The 20583-nt window shown below is 32.9% G+C and carries 19 protein-coding genes; 1 reads left to right on the forward strand and 18 read right to left on the reverse strand.

Annotated elements, in window-relative coordinates:
- Positions 1-71: 71 nt before the first annotated feature.
- Positions 72-902: a universal stress protein gene (locus GOQ17_RS08055; protein ID WP_159636805.1), complete on the forward strand. Its 831-nt coding sequence runs from the start codon at positions 72-74 to the stop codon at positions 900-902.
- Between the two features lie 37 nt (positions 903-939).
- Here the strand turns inward: GOQ17_RS08055 and GOQ17_RS08060 are convergent, their stop codons facing one another.
- The 18 genes from GOQ17_RS08060 to GOQ17_RS08145 form a co-directional block, all read right to left on the reverse strand.
- A complete protein-coding gene (locus GOQ17_RS08060) occupies positions 940-1494 on the reverse strand; it encodes a hypothetical protein (protein WP_159636806.1) in 555 nt (184 codons plus the stop codon).
- Positions 1495-1560: 66 nt separating this feature from the next.
- Entirely contained in the window at positions 1561-1959 is a 399-nt protein-coding gene (locus tag GOQ17_RS08065; RefSeq protein WP_159636807.1) for a hypothetical protein, read from the reverse strand.
- A gap of 25 nt (positions 1960-1984) precedes the next feature.
- Positions 1985-3892, reverse strand: a complete 1908-nt coding sequence (locus tag GOQ17_RS08070; protein WP_159636808.1) for a polysaccharide biosynthesis protein — start codon at positions 3890-3892, stop codon at positions 1985-1987.
- A gap of 35 nt (positions 3893-3927) precedes the next feature.
- Positions 3928-4974, reverse strand: coding sequence for a GNAT family N-acetyltransferase (locus GOQ17_RS08075; RefSeq protein WP_159636809.1), 1047 nt, complete (start codon positions 4972-4974; stop codon positions 3928-3930).
- 98 nt (positions 4975-5072) lie between these two features.
- On the reverse strand, positions 5073-5558 hold the full coding sequence (locus GOQ17_RS08080; RefSeq protein WP_159636810.1) for a GNAT family N-acetyltransferase: 486 nt from the start codon (positions 5556-5558) through the stop codon (positions 5073-5075).
- Positions 5555-6523: a hypothetical protein gene (locus GOQ17_RS08085; RefSeq protein ID WP_159636811.1), complete on the reverse strand. Its 969-nt coding sequence runs from the start codon at positions 6521-6523 to the stop codon at positions 5555-5557. Before GOQ17_RS08085 ends, GOQ17_RS08080 begins: the two co-directional genes overlap by 4 nt.
- A 4-nt stretch (positions 6524-6527) precedes the next feature.
- A complete protein-coding gene (locus tag GOQ17_RS08090) occupies positions 6528-7331 on the reverse strand; it encodes a phytanoyl-CoA dioxygenase family protein (protein ID WP_159636812.1) in 804 nt (267 codons plus the stop codon).
- Positions 7332-7377: 46 nt separating this feature from the next.
- Entirely contained in the window at positions 7378-8535 is a 1158-nt protein-coding gene (locus tag GOQ17_RS08095; protein ID WP_159636813.1) for a glycosyltransferase family 4 protein, read from the reverse strand.
- Between the two features lie 147 nt (positions 8536-8682).
- Positions 8683-10089 (reverse strand): pectate lyase family protein, encoded by a 1407-nt coding sequence (locus GOQ17_RS08100; protein WP_159636814.1) that lies wholly within the window; start codon positions 10087-10089, stop codon positions 8683-8685.
- A 199-nt stretch (positions 10090-10288) separates the two neighbouring features.
- Positions 10289-11386, reverse strand: a complete 1098-nt coding sequence (locus tag GOQ17_RS08105) for an NAD-dependent epimerase (protein ID WP_159636815.1) — start codon at positions 11384-11386, stop codon at positions 10289-10291.
- Between the two features lie 74 nt (positions 11387-11460).
- The gene (locus GOQ17_RS08110; protein ID WP_159636817.1) at positions 11461-12537 is read right to left on the reverse strand and encodes a glycosyltransferase; all 1077 of its coding nucleotides are present in this window, start codon (positions 12535-12537) and stop codon (positions 11461-11463) included.
- A gap of 51 nt (positions 12538-12588) precedes the next feature.
- Positions 12589-14424 carry an asparagine synthase (glutamine-hydrolyzing) gene (asnB, locus tag GOQ17_RS08115; protein ID WP_159636818.1) on the reverse strand — a complete coding sequence of 612 codons (1836 nt, stop codon included), beginning with the start codon at positions 14422-14424 and terminating at the stop codon, positions 12589-12591.
- Between the two features lie 11 nt (positions 14425-14435).
- Positions 14436-15518: a glycosyltransferase gene (locus GOQ17_RS08120; protein WP_159636819.1), complete on the reverse strand. Its 1083-nt coding sequence runs from the start codon at positions 15516-15518 to the stop codon at positions 14436-14438.
- 3 nt (positions 15519-15521) lie between these two features.
- Positions 15522-16118: a sugar transferase gene (locus tag GOQ17_RS08125; protein WP_159636820.1), complete on the reverse strand. Its 597-nt coding sequence runs from the start codon at positions 16116-16118 to the stop codon at positions 15522-15524.
- Positions 16119-16130: 12 nt separating this feature from the next.
- Entirely contained in the window at positions 16131-17390 is a 1260-nt protein-coding gene (locus tag GOQ17_RS08130) for a DegT/DnrJ/EryC1/StrS family aminotransferase (protein WP_159636821.1), read from the reverse strand.
- Between the two features lie 11 nt (positions 17391-17401).
- Positions 17402-18613, reverse strand: coding sequence for an O-antigen ligase family protein (locus tag GOQ17_RS08135; RefSeq protein WP_159636823.1), 1212 nt, complete (start codon positions 18611-18613; stop codon positions 17402-17404).
- Positions 18610-19704: a glycosyltransferase gene (locus tag GOQ17_RS08140; RefSeq protein ID WP_159636824.1), complete on the reverse strand. Its 1095-nt coding sequence runs from the start codon at positions 19702-19704 to the stop codon at positions 18610-18612. Before GOQ17_RS08140 ends, GOQ17_RS08135 begins: the two co-directional genes overlap by 4 nt.
- Positions 19705-19707: 3 nt before the next feature.
- Positions 19708-20574, reverse strand: coding sequence for a glycosyltransferase family 2 protein (locus tag GOQ17_RS08145; protein ID WP_159636825.1), 867 nt, complete (start codon positions 20572-20574; stop codon positions 19708-19710).
- Positions 20575-20583: the final 9 nt, after the last annotated feature.

Genomic DNA, 20583 nt, shown 5'->3' on the forward strand with positions numbered 1-20583 from the left:
CATTTTCGCTGACTATTATCATTGTATTCGTATCGACTGCAAGGTATATTTATTGTAAAGCGATAATATTCATGGAGAAAATTTTGGTGACGACAGATTTATCAACTCATTCAATTTCAGCAATTCACCTAGCATTGCAATTAGCGAAAGAAAGAAGTGCAAAACTAATAATCGTACATGTATATAATCTATTGAAGCCTAAAAAATGGCGAATCCAACGATTCGAAAATTATAAAGAGACTAGAAAAGAATTTGTACTAAATAAGTTAAATAAATTTTTAGAAAAAGCTATTCCTTCACCAAAATTAACTTCATTTGACATCGAGATTGACCTCCAAATCAATACTAATACAACATCCGCATTATTAAACACAATTAAAAAACATGATTGTTTCTTCGGTATTATATCTACTCATGGCAGAGGAAAGACCAAAAATGCTATTGGCTCTACAGCGAATAAGTTTATATCTAGATCACCAATCCCAATAATTGCAGTACCCAGCACTTTTAAAATCAAACCTCTTGAAAGTATTTGCTATTGTTCTGATATGACAAACTATATCAAAGAAACTAACAAAGTAATTGATTTTGCGAAACCAATGGACGTAGAAATTAGACTTTTACATATAACAACCTCTAAAGAGAATCTACTTAAGAAAAACAGCCTAGAGACCAAGTTATTGAGAAGGACTGGAACTAAAATTAAAACCAAACAATTAATTAAAAACCCCGATAATACGATAAATGAAGAAATTGCTATTGCCGCAAAAAAGACTCAGCCTTCGTTGGTCGTACTATTTATTGGGAGAAACAATCAGCAAATGGAAATAAACAGCATTTTTACAGCTATAAATCCCTCTTCAATTTATAAAAAAACACCTATTGTATTCTTCAAAAGATAAAGGGTTCGGACCATTTATTAAGTCAAATAATTGGTTATTACCTAATAAATGACCAAGCAACTTTAAATCCTACAAAATTATTTTGTCTATCACATTGATAAAACTTCCCCGTACTCTCGAACCGAACACCAAAATCCAATGAGTTTTTTGCATTATTATAGAGCAAATATCCAAGTTGTGGCGCTATAACAAATGCTTGTGTTTTTCCAGCTACACAATTGGTTTTATTTAGCAAAATTGATATACCAATATCTGTTTGCGCATATACATTTTTGTTAATATAATATTTCAAACCCGTCTTTATTGGAATAATGTGCATATTATCGACCAAATGACTAAAGTTTGTTCTTACAAACGCATTATTGAATCCAAAATTGACTGTTGCAAATAATTCATCATCTATAATTGGGAAATCTGTTTGGAAAGACAAACCAACCATTTTATCGTGTTTTTTAGCTAAATAACTTACAGCTTGCCCTACTTCTGCTGCTACACTATACTTTATACCTCTCCCTCTGTAGATTTGAGAATATGCTGTATTTGTTAATAAAAATAATGCGAGAAATATGACAAAATAATTTCGTGTTTTCATAAAGTAATTGTTTAGTAGGCTTACCCCATAAAGGGATATATCATTAATAAAATATGTAATATTTTATTAATGATGACCATTTTTCCTTTTTATAAAATTGTTTGTAGAAGGACGACTTGTAGATGTTTTGTTTAATAATTCATTATACTTCTCCAGTAATGTGACGTACTTATTCATCCAGAAATAGACTGAATTGGTATCATCTTCAAGATCAGAACTCAAAGGTTTTTCTTCATCTCTTAAAAAATGACGGTGATTATTCAGCACGGATTGAGGTAGATCATTGGAAAAGTCGTATCCGATTAGATTACCAACTTCTAGAATGATTTGAATATTTAAATTTTCTTGTTCAAACCAATTATAGATTGTTCTTCTGCTAACTTTTAGTTTTCGTGACAGTTCGCTAATCCCAATGCGTTCCATCCGTATAACTTGCTCCAGAATACTTCCTAAATGTATACTCATGATAAAAAATATGGTAAAAAATTATTTAATTAACTTCAAGAATGTCTAATTCCTGGTATTTAGAGTTATTGCTGATATAATCTGGCAATACTTCTTTCATCTTTTTCACTACGTCAAAATCATTAGCTGATTTGTTGATAGCTATAAGTTCTTCGATTTCGTGGTTGATATGCAAATAATTATGATATATGTTTTGAGATATTTTAATTTTTGGATGATGAGTCGAGATTAATCTTTCTTCCATCAATAGTAACTCTTCATATATTTTCTCTCCAGGTCGAAGCCCTGTAAATACTATATCAATGTCTACATATGGCTTTAATCCAGCCAGTTTTATCATATTAAGGGCTAAATCAACAATTTTTATTGGCTCGCCCATATCGAATAAAAATATCTCTCCTCCATTTCCCATTGCTCCTGCTTCCAACACTAATTCCACAGCTTCAGGAATGGTCATAAAATAGCGAGTGATTTCAGGATGGGTGACGGTTATTGGTACTTTGCGTTCTATTTGACTTTTGAACCGAGGGATCACTGATCCGCTAGACCCCAACACATTTCCAAATCGAGTTGTAATAAATTTGGTTTTCGAAGGATAATAATTGCACATACCATCCAAAGACTGAATGTATATTTCTGCTAATCGCTTCGAAGCTCCCATGACATTCGTGGGTCGTACAGCTTTATCTGTAGATATCATCACAAACTTCTCCACACCAAATTTTACACTTATATCGGCTAATATTTTAGTACCTAAAACATTGGTCCAAATAGCTTCAGAAGGATTCTCTTCCATCATAGGCACATGCTTATATGCAGCAGCGTGAAATACAATATCTGGTCGATATGTCTCAAAAAGTGTTCTTATTCTGTCCTCATTCTGAATATTTGAAATAAAAATTTTGATTTTACTAAAGTGAACTTGTTCTTCAATTTCTAATCTTAAATCATGCAATGGTGTCTCAGCTTGATCACAAAGAATGACCATCTTCGGATCATAATTCAGTGTCTGTCGAACAATTTCAGATCCTATAGATCCTGCAGCGCCTGTTATAAGTATTCTTTTTCCCTTTAGCTCACTCAAGATATTCTTCTTATCAAGAGATATCGGCTCACGCCCCAAAAGATCGTCAATATTAATATTCTTAAGTTGATTGCTATCGAATGTCCCATCAAGCCATTTCTCCGAAGAAGGAACTTTGATCAACTCTATTCCTACTTCACTACACTCATCCATTATTTTTTTGTAATAGGACGAGGTAAAATTATTTTCAGACACCAAAATTTTTGATACTTTTTCTGATTTATTTATAATAGACAAAGAATCTACAGCATATACTTTTTTCTGTTCGATATATTTATCCGAGCGCTTCATGTCATCTGCTAAAAAACCAATTACATGCATTCTTGATGTATTATCCAGCTCCAAAGTCTTTTTAATTAGTATGGCTTGGTCGTCAGAACCATAGATTAATACATTTTCTTTAACACTATTTTTAATATTATTGAATGACAAATACATCGATCTAATCATTACTCTTAATAGAATAAGTAAGGATGAAGAGAAGAAAAAATTTAAAACCAATACTTTTTCTAGTCCCGTTAATTGCTGTGGAAAGATTCGAGTAAATAAACTATAAACAGTTACAAAAACCAGATTGATAGAAAGCACCGCTAAAAATACACGAAGCATATCACCTGTGTTAGAATAACGCATTATGCCTGTATTTACACGAAAGAAAATAAAAATACCCGCAGATATTAAGCTATAGAGTAATAAGAACTGAACGTTATTTGTATTTAACACCTCTATATATTCATATCCATTAATAAATGCAAGCCCGAATACCAAAGTCGATATAACTATGAACTGATCTATAAGAAGTATTAGCCATTTTGAGTGAAATTTATCACCAAGAATTAAGTTTTTCATTGTAGAATTATATTAGGAAGTATTTAACACGCAAATCATTGGTTTAATCTATATAGAGGAAAGAAATCAATTGGATTATTTATATCATTTCCTGATTGCTCAACATGAATATTGTAAGCATCTTGATCAACAATAAAGCGCCAACTTTTGTGGGGAAGCACGAGGTCCGAAAAACCCAATTTCCAATCGAACAACGAATTGTCCTGATAACCTTGACCTCCTCCAAGATGAAAATATTCCATTCCCATTTCTCTGCCCATCAAACAAATCTCATCGTTCATGAATTTTGCAGGGGAATATCTTAGGTACTCAATATCTGTAGCAAGCAAATGCGCTTGAATAATACCTTTCGTAAAAGTAATCACGCTACCACAAACCAATTTGTCTTCAAAAAAAACGAGTAATAGCTTTGCATTGCATTGCTTAGAATTCAGCAAAGAAGTGAAATACGCTTCGTTGAATTTGTAAAAACTCGATGCTCCAATGCGATCCATACTTTGATTATATAGCTTTGTAAATGCGCTAATATCCTCTTGACTTTGCTTGAGACGCGTATAAAAACCTAGTTCTCGGGTTTTCCTTATAGTTTTTCTAGTTTGAGTTCTATATCTTTTATGCTGATTCTCTAAAGGTTGGATCAAATCAACAGCTACAACCTTACCATTATCATATACACCTCCCATACCTTCCAATGCTTTTACCTGGTTAAAAAAAGGATGAAATTTCACAAAAACACTTAGACAGTTTTGCTCTTTCAGGAATTGTAGAAAAACGTTTTGAAAGTTATTAATGAATTGATCATTCAAATCGTCAAAATCCTTATTTGAAATAGGACCGGTATATCCATATACAGAATGGAAATCAATATAATTCGAGTTTGGTACAGGACGTTTCAATAAAGGAAGAGCTATATAGTCGTCTTCATCTTCATATACAAAAAGTATAGGTTCACCGATTTTAGCCAGATCATGGTAATCCCATGTATGATAAAAATCATATTTGTAAGCATTAGAAACATATTGAGTCCAAATGTCTTTTTCAGCTAAAGTAATAGTGAACGCATCACTAGTTTTAGTTTTCATAATATTGTTAATAAATGATTATTAAGAATAACTTATTGTGTATCTCTATAGGGAGAAAAGAGATATAGGTAGTAGATAGATGTTGATATTAAATATGGTTAGCAAGCTGTAGAATTGGTACTTGCAACCATTTTTATCTTTTCGTCCTCGGAGATAAATTTAAAACCAGCACGATAATAACAGCGAATTCCTATTATATTTTGAGGATGAACGTACAAATAAACACTTTGTAAGTTCAAGTTATTGAAAGCGATCTGTAGCATTTGTCTAGTTGCCTCAAAGCCAATACCCTTTCCCCAATACTGCTTTTCTCCAATGAAAAGTTCAAATTCAGCCGTATTATCTATTATATTCCTGAGCTGTACGTTACCTATATACTCATCGTTACTCGATAGACAAATAGCAAAACGTTTTTCATTTTCGTTTTTTAGCACATTAGTCAACCATTTTTCTTCTATATCTAATGTGATTTCTTGAGTTGGCACAAAACCAGTGTAGGTCCAAATTTCAGCATCGTTTCTCCATTTGAATGATTTTCGTGCATCTTCAATCTGCAGTGGTCTTAAATAAATTGGGTTACTCATAATAAGGAATTTAATATTGCTAATATGCTACGCATATCTTGCATATTGTAGCGGTGATCAATTGGTATAGTTATCAAATTTTTAGCTAAGAAATATTCATAGCTATCAGGGCTTGCCCAGTCAAATACATTTGGCCAATAGGTTGGTATAAAGATTTTATTTTCAATCAATCTCTCTCTTAACGAAGCATCTTCTACGAGCAATGGATATACCATAGGGACATCTTCATTCGTAATCTCGATCCTTAGCCTATTTATTTTCTCCAAATGTTTATGTAGAAAGTAAAAATTATTTTTTCGTATTAGCTCACACCCCTCATAATCAATCCCTTCTAATAATTTTGTAGTAAGAGTAGACATCTTTCTGATTTCATTATTTACCAACATTTCATTATTTGCTAAATAATCTTGATACCCATCTTCGATATTTTTTTCTATGGATGTCAATAAATGTGAGATCCTACCCATAGACAAATCTGTTTTTAAATTCAACCCTATTTGAGTTGAAGTAGAAACATATGCTCCGTCTGGTACGCCAAAAAATTTACGACATGAGTAAAATGTATCTACATTTGATATAGGTTTAACAAAAAAGGCTTGAGCATTGTCAATAATTAGATTTTTAATAATGCTAGACAACCACATCACTGTACTAGTCTTAATGCCAAAATAATTCGTGTACAACAGCGCGCTATTATCATCCAACTTGAAATCAAGAATTGGATCTAAATTTACATCAATGTTGTAAAACTCATATTCGATATTAAGTTTATTAAATGGCTCTAAAAGCACCTCGCATGTGAAGTATGGAATATACACTTTAGTATATTTTCTCAGCCTCAAGATATATTCAAGGGCATTCCTGCCTGTATTTAAAGGAACTAATGTTGGGTAATAACTCACACCCATAGGTATCTGCAATGGCATATACCCACCGATAGATTTTAAAGAATTCAATACTTTCATAGTTTTACCCTTGATCCGCTTGGTACATTCTACGCTCACGTGGTACGTAATACTCCTCTAAACTTGCAGGTATTCTTGCATTATAACCTATTACCTGTCTCAAACCATCTGTTAAATTTTTACCAAAATCATATCCTAAATATCTAGGGTAGTCAAATTGTTGTTTGATATATGGCTTGGTGAAACCTAGTGTTAATGCACGCCTTGGTTTATTAGTAAAATTTGTTCCAGCTGCGTGCCAGAGGTTTGAATTAAACAATATAATGCTTCCTTTTTTCGCAATAGCTTGTTTTGCATACAAGCGAAAATGCTTCTCATCGGGCACTTGATCAATTTTATGTGAGCCAGAAAGAAAGTGCGTAGCACCATTAGATGTTGTAAAATCATCTAGAGGAATGATCATTTGAATCATGAAATTTTGCTCTACACTGAATGTACGCACATCCCTATGGATATTATTAATATAAGCGTTGTTACTTTGTGAATTGATAACTCCGTTTATACCATTAAGAATATAATTACCTCCTAAAAAATCCCTTAATTCTCTATTGCAATACATATTCTCGAGTAAAGGAAGACTAAAATTATCCTTTTCTAATAAATGGTGTAATGTGCCAGCCATATTACCAGCGATACCATTAGAAATTTGAATTTGCCTTCTCTTTTCATAGGCACTTTCCAATTCAGATGTGATTCTTGAAATCAATTTTTGGGGGATAGCTCGTTCGTAAATGATCCATCCGTAGTTATCCATTGTCTCGCGAAACTCTTTTAAAGTTGCTTTGTTGTAAGCAAATGAATTTTTCATATTTTATGGTTTAAGTTGTTTAATCCTGTGTTGAATATTGTTCGATCTAATAATCGAGTTCCATGATTTTCATCATATCTTTATTTATAAGATTGACATCAAATTTTTCTTTGGCGAACACCAAACTCTTTTTGCCATAATCGATGATTTCTTCTCTATTCAAAATGAAATATTCCATTTTGGAAGCTAAAGCATAAGAATCCTTTATTGGTATTAGGAATCCGTTGGATTTATTAGGATCACTATTTACAGTTTCTCTACATCCAGGGCTATCACAAGTTATTACAGCTCTACCCATCGCCATACTCTCCAATAGTGCCCTAGGCACGCCCTCACGATAATAGGATGGCAATACTACGACGGATGCCTTATTAATTAATGGACGCACATCATTCACGAATCCAACATATTCGATGATATCACCTTTTATGATTTGACAATAAAGTTCTTCACTTATGGAATCAATATTTCTGTCATAATCACCTACCAACTGAAATTTCACATTTGGATATTTAGATTTTATTTTCGTTGCTGCTTCGAAATATTCTTTTACGCCTTTAGCATTTATCAACCTCGCTATCATCAAAAAAGTGACAGAATTGATATTGGGCTCAGCATAGGCATAGTGCGTGAGATCAACTCCAGATCCATTAACAACATGAACATTTTGTGTAGCGTTAATGATCTTTAAATCAAGTAAGTCTTGCGCATCATCTCTATTTTGCAATACTAAACTAAGTCGAGGATCCGACTTTAGACTAATTTTCAATAGTAACTTAGTAAAGTTGGCTACTAACTTATTGGTTCTATTCCCCTTTGTAAAATTGTATCCCAGACCAGTGATCATAGGCACAATACAATTGACACCCGAATTTTTAGCAAGTATAGTTCCATAAATTACAGGTTTGAGTGTATAGGGAAAAAAGATATCTGGCCTAATCTGTCTTATCTGTTTGCGTAGCGAAATGATAAACTGTAAGTCGGAAAAAACTGACACATTACTTCCATCAAGATTACTTTCTTTGACTATCACATTCATTTTATTTAGTTGATTGCGAATAGCAGTATCTTTAATAATAGGCGTAAATACATAAACTTGGTTTTTCTCCTGTAACTTTTCAATCAGTTTTCCCCGAAAATCCAATAATGACTTAGAAGAATCACAAACGATTAGTATTTTCTTTTTTTTGCTTATTTTTTTCATTTCGAAATATGAATAAACTACAAAGCCACCATATAGGTGGCTTACTAATTAGAATTAATATTTGGTTAGGTTTATATTTTGTGGATACTGATTTAATTACAGAGTAACAAACTAAAAACTGTGTAAATAATATGAAAACAATAAATATTATTTCGGTCCAGCACCATTCGTTACGATTGTAGGAACATCTTTCGCAGCATGTAGGTAAGATTTGTATTCATATTCTGGTACCCACTTACTTTCTGCAGTAGTAATAATATTAGCACCACTATTGTAGTAGATATTGGTACTAATACCGCTAAAATAACCAGCAGGATCTTGATTTATCTTTGATATCAATGGAGTTTTAACATTAGAGAAGTACTCATTATCTGTACGAATAATGGCTCCTGCTCTAACACCTAAAGAATATCCGCTGTTATTTAGGTGATAATTGTTAAACATGTGTACTCTACCATAGTTCACAGATGGCTCTCGCTCTGAGACATTATACCAGAAATTATGGTGCATAGTGACACGCAACTTTCCGGCATCACTCTCATGTCCTTTAATGCCACCACTTATTAAAACTGAAAGATGTGTGTCATGAAATCTATTCCAAGATACAGTAATATAATCCGCCTCTCTTGTTATAGATATATCTTTACCCCAATAATCCCAGCCTCGATCTTTACTCGTTGTGAAATCACAATGATCAACCCAAATATGATGTGCTTTATCTTTGATTTGGATTGCTGCATGATTTACATAATTTCTAAATTTTATATTTTGAATTATGATATTACTCACATCAAAAACGAAAAAATTGATACCCTGTAAAACAGCTCCTGATTTACCTATAATAGATTTATTAGATCTTACATATACAAAGTCATCTCCAGCCCCTTTGATCGTTCCTGTTATGTAGACAATCCTCGGTGTATTATCGCTCAAAGCTGATTTTAAAGCAGCCAGTGTATTTACCGTGACTTCTGTACCGCCCTTACCACCTGTTGTAGTGCCATTTACCATAGCGTACCCCATTAATCCAGATGTATTCACTAGTGATTCGCTAGGTTTAGTGGAAGGAGCTGGTAGTGGAGGCGCTACTATTGAATTATTAGTCACCGTATAAGTATACGTTCTACCGTTTTTCATAGGATTCGTATTATCTGATGCGGAGAAAATAAGAGTTTTTCCCCAATGACTAAATCTTCCTCGTCCAATATTTCTAATATCATTATGCACAGCGTGCGCTCCCCCTATCTCCTTTCCATTCTCAAAAAGCTTTAAGGTAGACTGGTTAGGATTCACTTGCGAATCACCATCTTCAATAGGTATAGTAATCTTATAAGCATAACCACCGTCTGAACGTAAATTACTATTTACCAACGATCCTTTTATAACGTTAGTTGATGTAGTAGATGCCGATTTATCAATTTCACCCTTTATAATAGGAGTCTCAAAGCTCGTTAAAATGGCCTCTTCCTTTTGACAATTGGTTAATCCCAAAAAGGCGACAAACAATAAAGTTGTTGAAACCACTTTTGCTATAAATTTTGTTTTTCCTTGCATTTATTTATTTTTTTTTTAACCCTTTGACGCAAACGTAAAAGATTAGTTCATTTAAACAAAAGCAAGTAAAGATTAAAATATAAGAATGTTTTAAAAATAAATAATTCGTTTATATCTGTAAAACAGTCAATTACAAATTATTAATTATTAATTTATTAACTAATTTTATAAAGTTAACAAAATGATTTTTGTGACAATACTATGATAAACTATTTTGCAACTCAATTGGTTCAGCTTTTTTAGCACTGTTTGTATAATAGTTGTTGTACCAATTTACAAAGTTCTTCACACCTTCCTTTACACTCGTTATAGGTTGGTAGTTAAGGTTTTCTTTCAAGTCATTTATATCAGCAGAAGTTGCTTCCACATCCCCAGCTTGCATAGGCAAGTAGGCTCTTTTTGCTTCAATGCCCGTATTATTTTCTATTTCAGTAATAAAATTTAGTAAACTGACAGGCTCCCCCCTTCCAATGTTAAAAACTGTATATGGTACATTTGAAGTTGCTGGATCAGGTTGGTGTGCATTCCAACTAGGATTGGATTTTGCAGGGCTATCAATTACACGAACAATGCCCTCTATAATATCATCAATATAAGTAAAATCTCTACTCATATTCCCACTATTATACACTTCAATCTCCTTCCCTTCTATAATTGCTTTAGTAAAGATAAACAATGCCATATCTGGTCTACCCCAAGGTCCATAAACTGTAAAGAATCTTAAGCCAGTGGTTGGAAGATTGAATAGGTAGCTATACGCATGTGCCATTAGCTCATTGCTTTTTTTGGATGCAGCATACAGAGAAACTGGATGGTTCACACCTTCATGTGTTGAAAATGGCATAGCTTTGTTTAGACCGTACACACTTGATGAACTTGCATATAATAAATGTTCAATTTTGAAGTGTCGGCAACATTCCAAAATATTTAGAAACCCTTTGATATTAGTATCTATATATGCTTCGGGATTCGTAATGCTATAACGGACACCAGCTTGAGCTGCTAAATTACATACCGCATCGAATTCATAATTTTTGAAACACTCTTTCAAGTTATCATCATCACAAATGTCCAATTTTACAAATGTATAATTCCAATATATGGAGCTTGTCGTTGCTTCTCCATATGCTAAATCTCTTGCATCAATTCCAGCTTCATTAAGTCTGTCATATTTCAAATTGACATCGTAATAATCATTGATGTTGTCGATACCTACTACAGTATCCCCTCTTTCTAACAAACGTTTTGCCAAATGCGAGCCGATAAATCCGGCTGTACCAGTTATTAAAATTTTCATAAGGTTATAAATTTTGATATGAATGTTGTCTCAAAAAGCAGTGCAGAGACAATAAAATGTGTAATTGAATTATATTATTGAGCTAATGCTCTAAGAATGGATTGCGAAAAATTTTGTGGACTTCGCTTCAATAAATAATCTATATGTGGATTATCCTTTGTTTGAGTATTATCTAATGTATTTTGTATCGCAGTAGCTAATGCCAGAACGTTATTAACTTCAACTGTCGTAATATTTGGTATAGAATCAATCCCGCCAGCACACATCGTGGATACTACAGCTGGGTTTGATGCCATCATTTCTAACAAAACATTAGGAAAACCTTCGGTGATTGAAGATACAACACACACTTTTGCATGTTTAAAGTATGGAACTGGATTAGCAATATATCCTTTTAAAACAACTGAATGTTGTAATTCGAGATCACTAATTAAATTTGTCAGTTTTTCTCTTTCCTTTCCCTCACCCAAAATAAGAAGTCTGATTTTTGGATTTGATTTTCGAACAATGCCAAATGCCTGGATAAGTATATCAAATCCCTTTTCTGGTATTAACCTTCCTGCTGTACAAATAAATTGTTCCCCCTCGTGAATTTGATTTAAATGTTCATTTCCTAAATCCATAATTTTATCTACATCAATAGGATTAGGCTGAACTATTACTCTCGAAGAGTCTAAAAATGGATTGTGATCCATTAATTGATTGAGCATGGTATCCGTTTGACAAACAACGAGATCCGCAGCAGGATATCCTAGCTTATAAAGAATTTGATAAACAAATTTTTTAAATCCTGAAAACCTTGTAAATATTGAAGTGCATTCTCTCACTATCAATTCATTTTTGAATAATCCAATACGCTTGCAAATACCAAGATAAGCATTCAGGTAAGGATGAGTACTCATCACAATTTGATCTTTATGCATTTTTGCCAATAGCGGAAGAAGCTTGATCATCCCCACAACTTTACTTTTATGAGAAAGATACTTTGTACTTAGATTTTCAGGTATTACAAGACGAGTATCTTGGTTTTTTGCTATAAATATCAAATTACCATTCACGCTGATAGCCATCTTAAGCAAAACATTTTCTGCCCCATTAGGTCTATCTGTAAGTGAAATAAGATTAATTTTTGGTTTTGAAGTTGACATCATTGTAATTTAAGTTTTAGAATTGTGTCCAATCCATATCTACTTAATTGAATACTAGCAAACTAATTCTTTTGTAGTTACTGTTTTATTTTTTGAAAGCCATTGCGACAGCACTAATAATTTCCAGATTTGAGGATATCTATTCCATTTGCCTGACATATGTTGAAGAATAATTTCTTCTGTTCTTTTCACATTTATTCCAGGTATATCTTTCAGCTTATCTAATGATAGATTATCCATTACATAACCTTTGAGTTCATTTCTAAACCAATGTTTAAAAGGCATAGTAAAACCTGATTTTGGTCTATCAAAAAGTGATGCAGGAACTTTTTCAAATAAAATATCTCTCAATATTTTCTTTTGATTCCCATTGTGATATTTGAAATGTGTAGGAAGACTTCGTGCAAACTCAACAACTCTATAATCCATCAAAGGAGATCTCGACTCTAAAGAAAATGCCATTGATGCGCGATCTACTTTCGTATTAATATCGTGGCTTAAATATGTCTTGATATCGAAATCTGATACACGTTCAAGTAATGGTTTATTTGGGTTTTCAAGTAAATAGTTAAAAGAATTCTTTATTGCTAAATCTGGATTTTTTACCCAAGAATTTTCCATATCAAACATTCTTATATACAACTCTTCAATGTTTTTGATTGATAATCCCATAGCAATAAGTTTATGCTTATAGAATGGAGATAGATTGATAAGATTTGCTAGTCCTCCCCTTATACTTGCTGGGGTTTTGAATAATTCACATGCTTGTTTAATCCATTTGTACCTGTGATATCCCAAAAAAAGCTCATCTCCTGCATCTCCACTCAGCGCAACTGTTACATGCTTTCTCGTATTTTTACATAAAAGCATACTAGGAATAGCACTAGAATCTGCAAAAGGTTCATCATAATAAGTTGTGAAATTTTCAATCAAATCAATTCCTTCTTCATAATTGCATTCTATTGTATGATGATCCGTACCCAGATAATCCGCTACTTGAGCTGCATACACACTCTCATCAAATCCCTTTACATCAAATTTTATGGAAAATGTTTTAACATTTGTAACTTCCTCGCAAGCCATCGAAGCTATTAAGGAAGAGTCTATTCCACCTGACAAAAACACTCCGAGCGGTACATCAGCGTGCATCCGTATTTTAACAGAATCCGATAATAAATTCTTTAAGTGATGTTTCGCGTCTTCGTAGTCTCCTGTAAATTTACGTTCCCAGCTGTAATCTAATGTCCAGTATTCTTCTATTTTTAAAGAGCTGTTACTTAAATTATAAGTGAAGCAATGTGCAGGTGGCAATTGTTTTACTTCATTCCAAATTGATTGCGGCTCAGGAATATATCCCCAGGAAAGATATTGTCCAATTGCATCCTCGCTTACTGTCAAATTATTATTAACACTTATCTGTGAAGGTTGGCTAGCAAATTCAAAGTTTTTAAAATCATGTAAATAATAAAATGGTTTTTTTCCCAATCTGTCCCTAGCTCCAAAAAATTCATTCCTAAAAGTATCGTAGATTACAAATGCGAACATTCCATTGAATAATCTCAAGCAATCGCGTCCATATTCTAAATAGGCAGCACAAATAACTTCGGTATCAGAATTGGTATTGAAATGATAATTTTTCTGTTCTAAGTCTTTTCGGATTTCTTGGTAATTATAAATTTCACCATTAAAGACTATATTTAAATGCAAATATGTAAAAGGTTGATTAGAGCGCGGATCTATATCAATAATAGCTAACCTATTGTGCGCAAAAACAACTTTATCATATCGCTGTACACCAGTAAATTCGGGCCCCCGAAATTTGATCCTTTCCATTTTTTCATTAACGGTAGCGTCTGAGTATGGAAATGTAGAACCGTATATACCACACATAATTGTAGATGTTAGTTGATTAATTTTTCGTATGATTTACTAATATTTTCTAAATCAAATTTTCTGTACACTTCTCTTTTTATTTCTACATGATCCCAAACTTTGCTAGTAGCCTGAATTATCTTTTCTTTAAACCCAAGTAAATCATTTTGCGGCACCACAAAACCATTAAAACCATCAACGATAAGTTCCTTAGAACCACTTACTTGAAAAGTTACAATTGGAAGTCCAACAGATAAGGCTTCAATTAGCACATTAGGAAATCCCTCCGTATGCGAACTAAGAACAACCAAATCATGTTCGATCATAACCTCTTTAACGTTGTTGATTTGACCATAAAACTTTACCCTATCATTTAAATTAAATTCGTCTACTTTTTTCATGATATCTTCTTTCAAGCGCCCAACTCCAATCATACTTAATTCATAATGAGAGGGTAAATTTGCAAAAACATCAATCATTCGATCTAAACCTTTTTCTGGCGAAAACCTAGCAACGATTAATAGTTTGATTTTTTTAATGTCTCTGGCATTTACTTTCAAAAGTTCTGTTTTCAATACAGGGTTATGTATTACTACAGTATTAGAGGGTTCTGTTTCATAATCCTTGAGAACAGCTTGTTTCATTCTATTTGTTTGACAAATTATTTTATCAAAAACCTGATAGTTCAATTTTGAAAATAGTGCGTAAAATCTTGTTTTTAAATCATCAAATAAGATTTGCTCTGACGGAGTATTAGAAACTCTGGCTATGTACTTCGGCCCTTTAACAAATCGTGCAACAAGTGATATCAGCATGTTAATATGATCCGTTGTTGAAAAGACGACATTAGGTTTTTCCTTTTTTAAAAGCTTATATAATGCGAAAAATGATTTAGATGCTTTAAGAGTATTTAAGTCAATAATGCGTACTTTGTCTAAATCCGTAGAATAACAATTGGATTTTGAATTTAGGATTACGATGGTCACATCATATTTTTCCTTATCCAACCCTTGCGCGATACTCCAAAATACACGCTCTGAACCCCCAGATGATAACGAAGCAAGCATAAAAAAAACCTTTTTCTTGCTAAATTTCTTTGAAATTGAATGCATAGGCTAATGGGTAATAATTTTATTAAAAGTCATCCAAATAATCTTTAGATCTGTATAAATACTATTCTTTGCCACGTACTTCAGATTATGAGTAATCTTTATAGGAATAATATGCTGTATATAGTAGCTTTCAGGATCTTCTGCTTGAGCCAATAGTTCACTTTCGTTAAAAAATTCTACTGAAGCCCAATCTGTAATTCCAGGTTTTACCGATAAAACATAGCGTTGCTGATCATCATAAAGATTCACATATTTACGAACCTCAGGTCTCGGCCCCACTAAACTCATTTCTCCTCGTAAAACATTGATTAACTGCGGTAGCTCATCGAGCTTATATTTTCTCAAATAATAGCCCACTTTCGTCACCCTACTATCATTGCTTCCGATGGTTAGTAAGCTTTTATTATTTGTACTTACATACATGGTCCTAAACTTAATAAGGTGGAAATCTACCATGTTAAGGCCTACTCTACATTGTTTAAAAAAAACAGGACCTTTAGAAGAAATAGCGACCAGAATAGCTATCAGGATAAAAACTGGTAGTAATAATAGTAAGCCCAATGATGATCCTACAATATCAATAAATCTTTTTAAGTCCATAATCACAACTATTTATACTGGCATTAAAAGACTTGATTCAGCTACTTTTTTCTGAGGTACCACCATGTGACTGTTCACAATTTTTATCAGAGAGGAGATAATGAATTTTACCTCTTTTGGAGATAAATTCGGATAGATTGGTAATGATATTTCAGTCGAATAATTTTTATATGCAACTGGATAATCTTCAATTTTGTATCCTATTTTTTTGAAAAATGTCAACATTGGTAATGGAATAAAATGAACATTAACTGAAATTCCTAACTTCGTCAATTCATCAATAATAGTATCTCTTTGATCTTCGGATATACCTTTAATGCGTAGAGGAAATAAATGATAACAAGACTCACGATGAATATCAATTAATGGAGGTGATACAAACCATTTTTGTTCTCTGAAGCCATTGTAATATTGCTTCGCAATGATTTTTCGCGCTGGTAATAAGTCATCATTGTATTTTTTGATTTGTGCAAGTCCTATCGCTGCACATATATCAGGCATATTAATTTTCAATCCTTGAAACAAGATATCGTACCGCCATCCTCCTCCTTTTGATTTAGCTAGCGCATCCTTATTCTGACCGTTCAATGTATACATTTTCAAATAGCTATATTCTTCTTGTACATTGAATACTGGCGGTAGATTCAAACAAATACAACCTCCTTCAGCTGTTGTAATATTCTTTACAGCATGAAATGAAAAGATGGTAACATCACTTTTCTTAGCTGCTGCTACACCTTCGTACATGCTGCCAATAGAATGAGCTGCATCAGAAATGAGTAGAATTCTACCTAAAGCTATTTGCTTGCTAGTCTCAGGCTTGAATTGTTTAACTACTTTGGGTGAAGTTATGATTGCTTTCAATACATCATAGTCGCAAGGCCATCCCGAAAAATCTACTGCTATGATAGCTTTTGTGCGTGGTGTGATTGCATTACGCACCTTTTCGGGATCAATATTAAAATCATCCTGAACATCAACCATCACTGGTGTGGCTCCACAGTGCAGTACACTTAGCGCAGTAGCACAGTAGGTATATGCAGGAACAATAACTTCATCACCTGGTTTTATACCATACCATTTTAGCATTAGTATAGCACCTGATGTCCACGAATTCACGCATATTGCAGCGTCTGACTTTGTCAAACTAAGTATTTCCTGCTCAAGTTCTTTAACTTTTGGTCCTGTAGTGACCCATTTATTCTTGAGTGTATCCAATACCTGATCAACCACAGATTGGTCGATATGTGGGGGTGAAAAAGGAATAATCATTTGTTAATAATTTATAGATTTATGATAGGTTTATTTGTTTTGATTTTGGTCAAATGCAGTAGAGAGAAATAAAGTATAAGTGTAGGTCCATTGGCGGATAACAGCCAATCATTATGAAACATAGAATTAGCTGATATTGCGATAAACGAACAGCTCAAAGCCAACAGCATAATATTTTCCTTTTGCCGAATGTTTTTGAATGAGTTCCATACGATTTGCGTTAGCTTCCAATAGATTAACAGCAATAATAAAAGTCCAATTAACGGCCCCAAATATGTAATAAACATCAAATACGCATTGTGTGAGGTAATAATTACTGATCCATTTTTATAAACATGGTTATGCCAAACAACATCATTCCAACTTTTATTGTAAAAAATAAGTCCAAATGGATAATCAGCTATTACTTTTAGATTTTCGGTCATTAGATCTCCCCGATCCTCATTGTTATTTGTTTGCTTTACATTTTTATTCAGAATGTTTTGTTGATTTTTATCACTAGAAAACTGATCTGAAAAATTCTGGCCTATAAATAGCAATATAACTATGCCTCCTAAAATGAAAACAGATTTAGCACGATAATAAAACAAGATAAACAACAAACTAGACAAGCCAAAAGACACTAATACAGACCGTTGCATACCAAAAAATATGAAACAAATAGCAAATGCCATTATAACCAAACTCAATAACCAGTTTTTTCGACTAAGTATTAAAAATGGTAACAAAAATGCTGTTAAAGCAGCCATTTGATAACCGAAAATAAATAGCGTCACTGAAATTCCAGAAGGACTTTGGGTTATTGGAGTAAAGACTAGCATAGATCTCAAATCGGCAATCTTGAATTGATGATCTATTAACATTATTATCCCTGAAAGAAATAATAATGTTATAAAAATATAAATGGCTAAATTGAATCTTTTGATATTACTCGCAATAATGAAATTGAAAAACATTACCAAGCATGCCAACTTAATCAGAAAGGCAAAAAAACTAGCAATATCTTGTTCGGCTAATAATGTGTAAAGCAATGTGGCTATAAAAAACACTATTGCCTCATAACCAAACACGAAATCTACATCTTCATCTTTATAAAAAATCATTAATGGTGCTAGAAAAATAATAGGCGCAGGAATTCTAAATATTTCAGACATGAAAATATTGAATGTAGTCACGTACATAAACATGAACATCAACACAAAAAACATTATCTTCTTAATCATGACTGTATTAAATTATTCCAATGAGTTGCTATAGTATCAATTGAATTGGTTTCATTAATTTTTATTGCATTGTTAGAAAATTTTGATCTTAATTCCGTGTCATTCAACAATCTTTCCATCGCTATAACTAACTCTTCTTTATCATTTAATTGAATTAGAAAACCATTACTGCCATTCTCAATAATTTCTGATGGCCCGAATTCACAATCTGTTGCTACAGCTGGACAACCAAAACTCAACGCCTCCACTAAAGAATTGGGATATCCTTCTACTGCGGAAGTCGATACATAGAGTGTCGCCTGAGAATAATAATCTTGAATATTTTCTTGAAAACCGATAAATTGTACTCTAGAACTTAATCCCAACTCAGCAACATGTTTCACTAAGGTGTCTTTTATAGGCCCTATACCTGAAATCAATAAGTCTACATCATATTCTCGTAGCTCACTAAAGGCATCTATTGTCATTTCAAACCGTTTGTTACTATTTAACCTTCCGACAGCCAGGATAAAATTTTTCGGATGTACCGAATTCGTAGAGGGACTTTTGAATTTATTAACTGGATTATATACTGTAGCGAAGTTTTTTAAATTTCTGAAATGACGTATTGTATGATATTTCTCTAGCATCCTTTTAGAAGGTAACACCACTACCTTAGCTTTACTGTAAATTTTATAGGCGAACCATTTAGATAAGGCATTGAGCTTATTAATTGAGTAGTGAGGAGCAGTCCTCTCCGATACGATATATGTTGTATTAAGTAAAAAACAACACAAACCTGTCCAAATATTTACTGATGTAATAAAAGAAATAGTACAATAAGGCTTTTCCTTTCTAATAACTCGTAGTAGTTTGATAAAAGTCATTAAAGCATAGTATAATCTGACGATAAGATTTTCCTTATATTTTCTTTCAACTAGTGATTCAATTTTGACACTTGGAGCGATATAGTATTTATTATCACCTTTGTCCAAACAGATTAAGGTGACATCATAACCATTTGTACTGAAATAATTGGCTAGATTACTAATTACTCGTTCTGCCCCACCACCAGATAAGTTACGGGTCACAAACAATAATTTTCTCTGCATTTTTTAATTTATTATGGCTTTAATTGTAGTCAAGGCATTTGAAAGCTTTGAATATTTTAAATCAAACATGAAGTATCTTTTTAGGTAAAATCTCAATAACCTCGCCTTTTGAGTCGGTGTATATGAAAATACTTTGATCAGCAAGTTGAAATCACTTATTTGTTTTCTTCTCAATGAGATATAAGGAATTAAACTCCAAATACCACCCACATGTCTTCTATAGCAACTCATAGTTTCGGGTAAAACATATATTTTTTTACCTGTCACCCAAGTAGAGTACAATTTCAAAAACTTGTCACATGCATTTACTTTCATGAACCAATCCTGCGAATAAATATTCCTTACTTCCTCAATATTTCGGTATATCAATGATACCGTACTCGTATGATCTTGTTTGTTGATTATCAAGTCATTGAAAGAGTAACTAAGGGGTTTTGGGTTAAAGTTCAAATAAGTAACTTCTGTATCATCAGCATTAACCTTGCGTGTATAATGCGTACAGATAACATATTCTGGGTTATTTTCTAAGAAATCAATTTGCTTTTGAAGCTTCAAAGGATCAGTCCAATAATCGTCACCATCACAAGTGGCCACGTATTTCCCTTTTGCCGCCAGTGCCACTCGAATCATATTTTGGGTTGGTCCCAAATTATGGGGCGCAATCAATCTTTTAATATGTGGATACTTGGCTGCATATTCATCAATAATCTGTGTAGTTCCATCATTGGAGCAATCATCGCCTATAATAATTTCAATATTAAAATTGCATTGCTGCATTAAAAAACCTTCAATCGCTTTTGTAATAAATTTGCTGTGGTTATAAGTAATACAAAAAATACTCACCATAATTGGCTCGTCTGGACTCTTCATAGGTATAAA

This window comes from Sphingobacterium composti, from assembly GCF_009829075.1.
Taxonomy (GTDB): domain Bacteria; phylum Bacteroidota; class Bacteroidia; order Sphingobacteriales; family Sphingobacteriaceae; genus Sphingobacterium; species Sphingobacterium composti.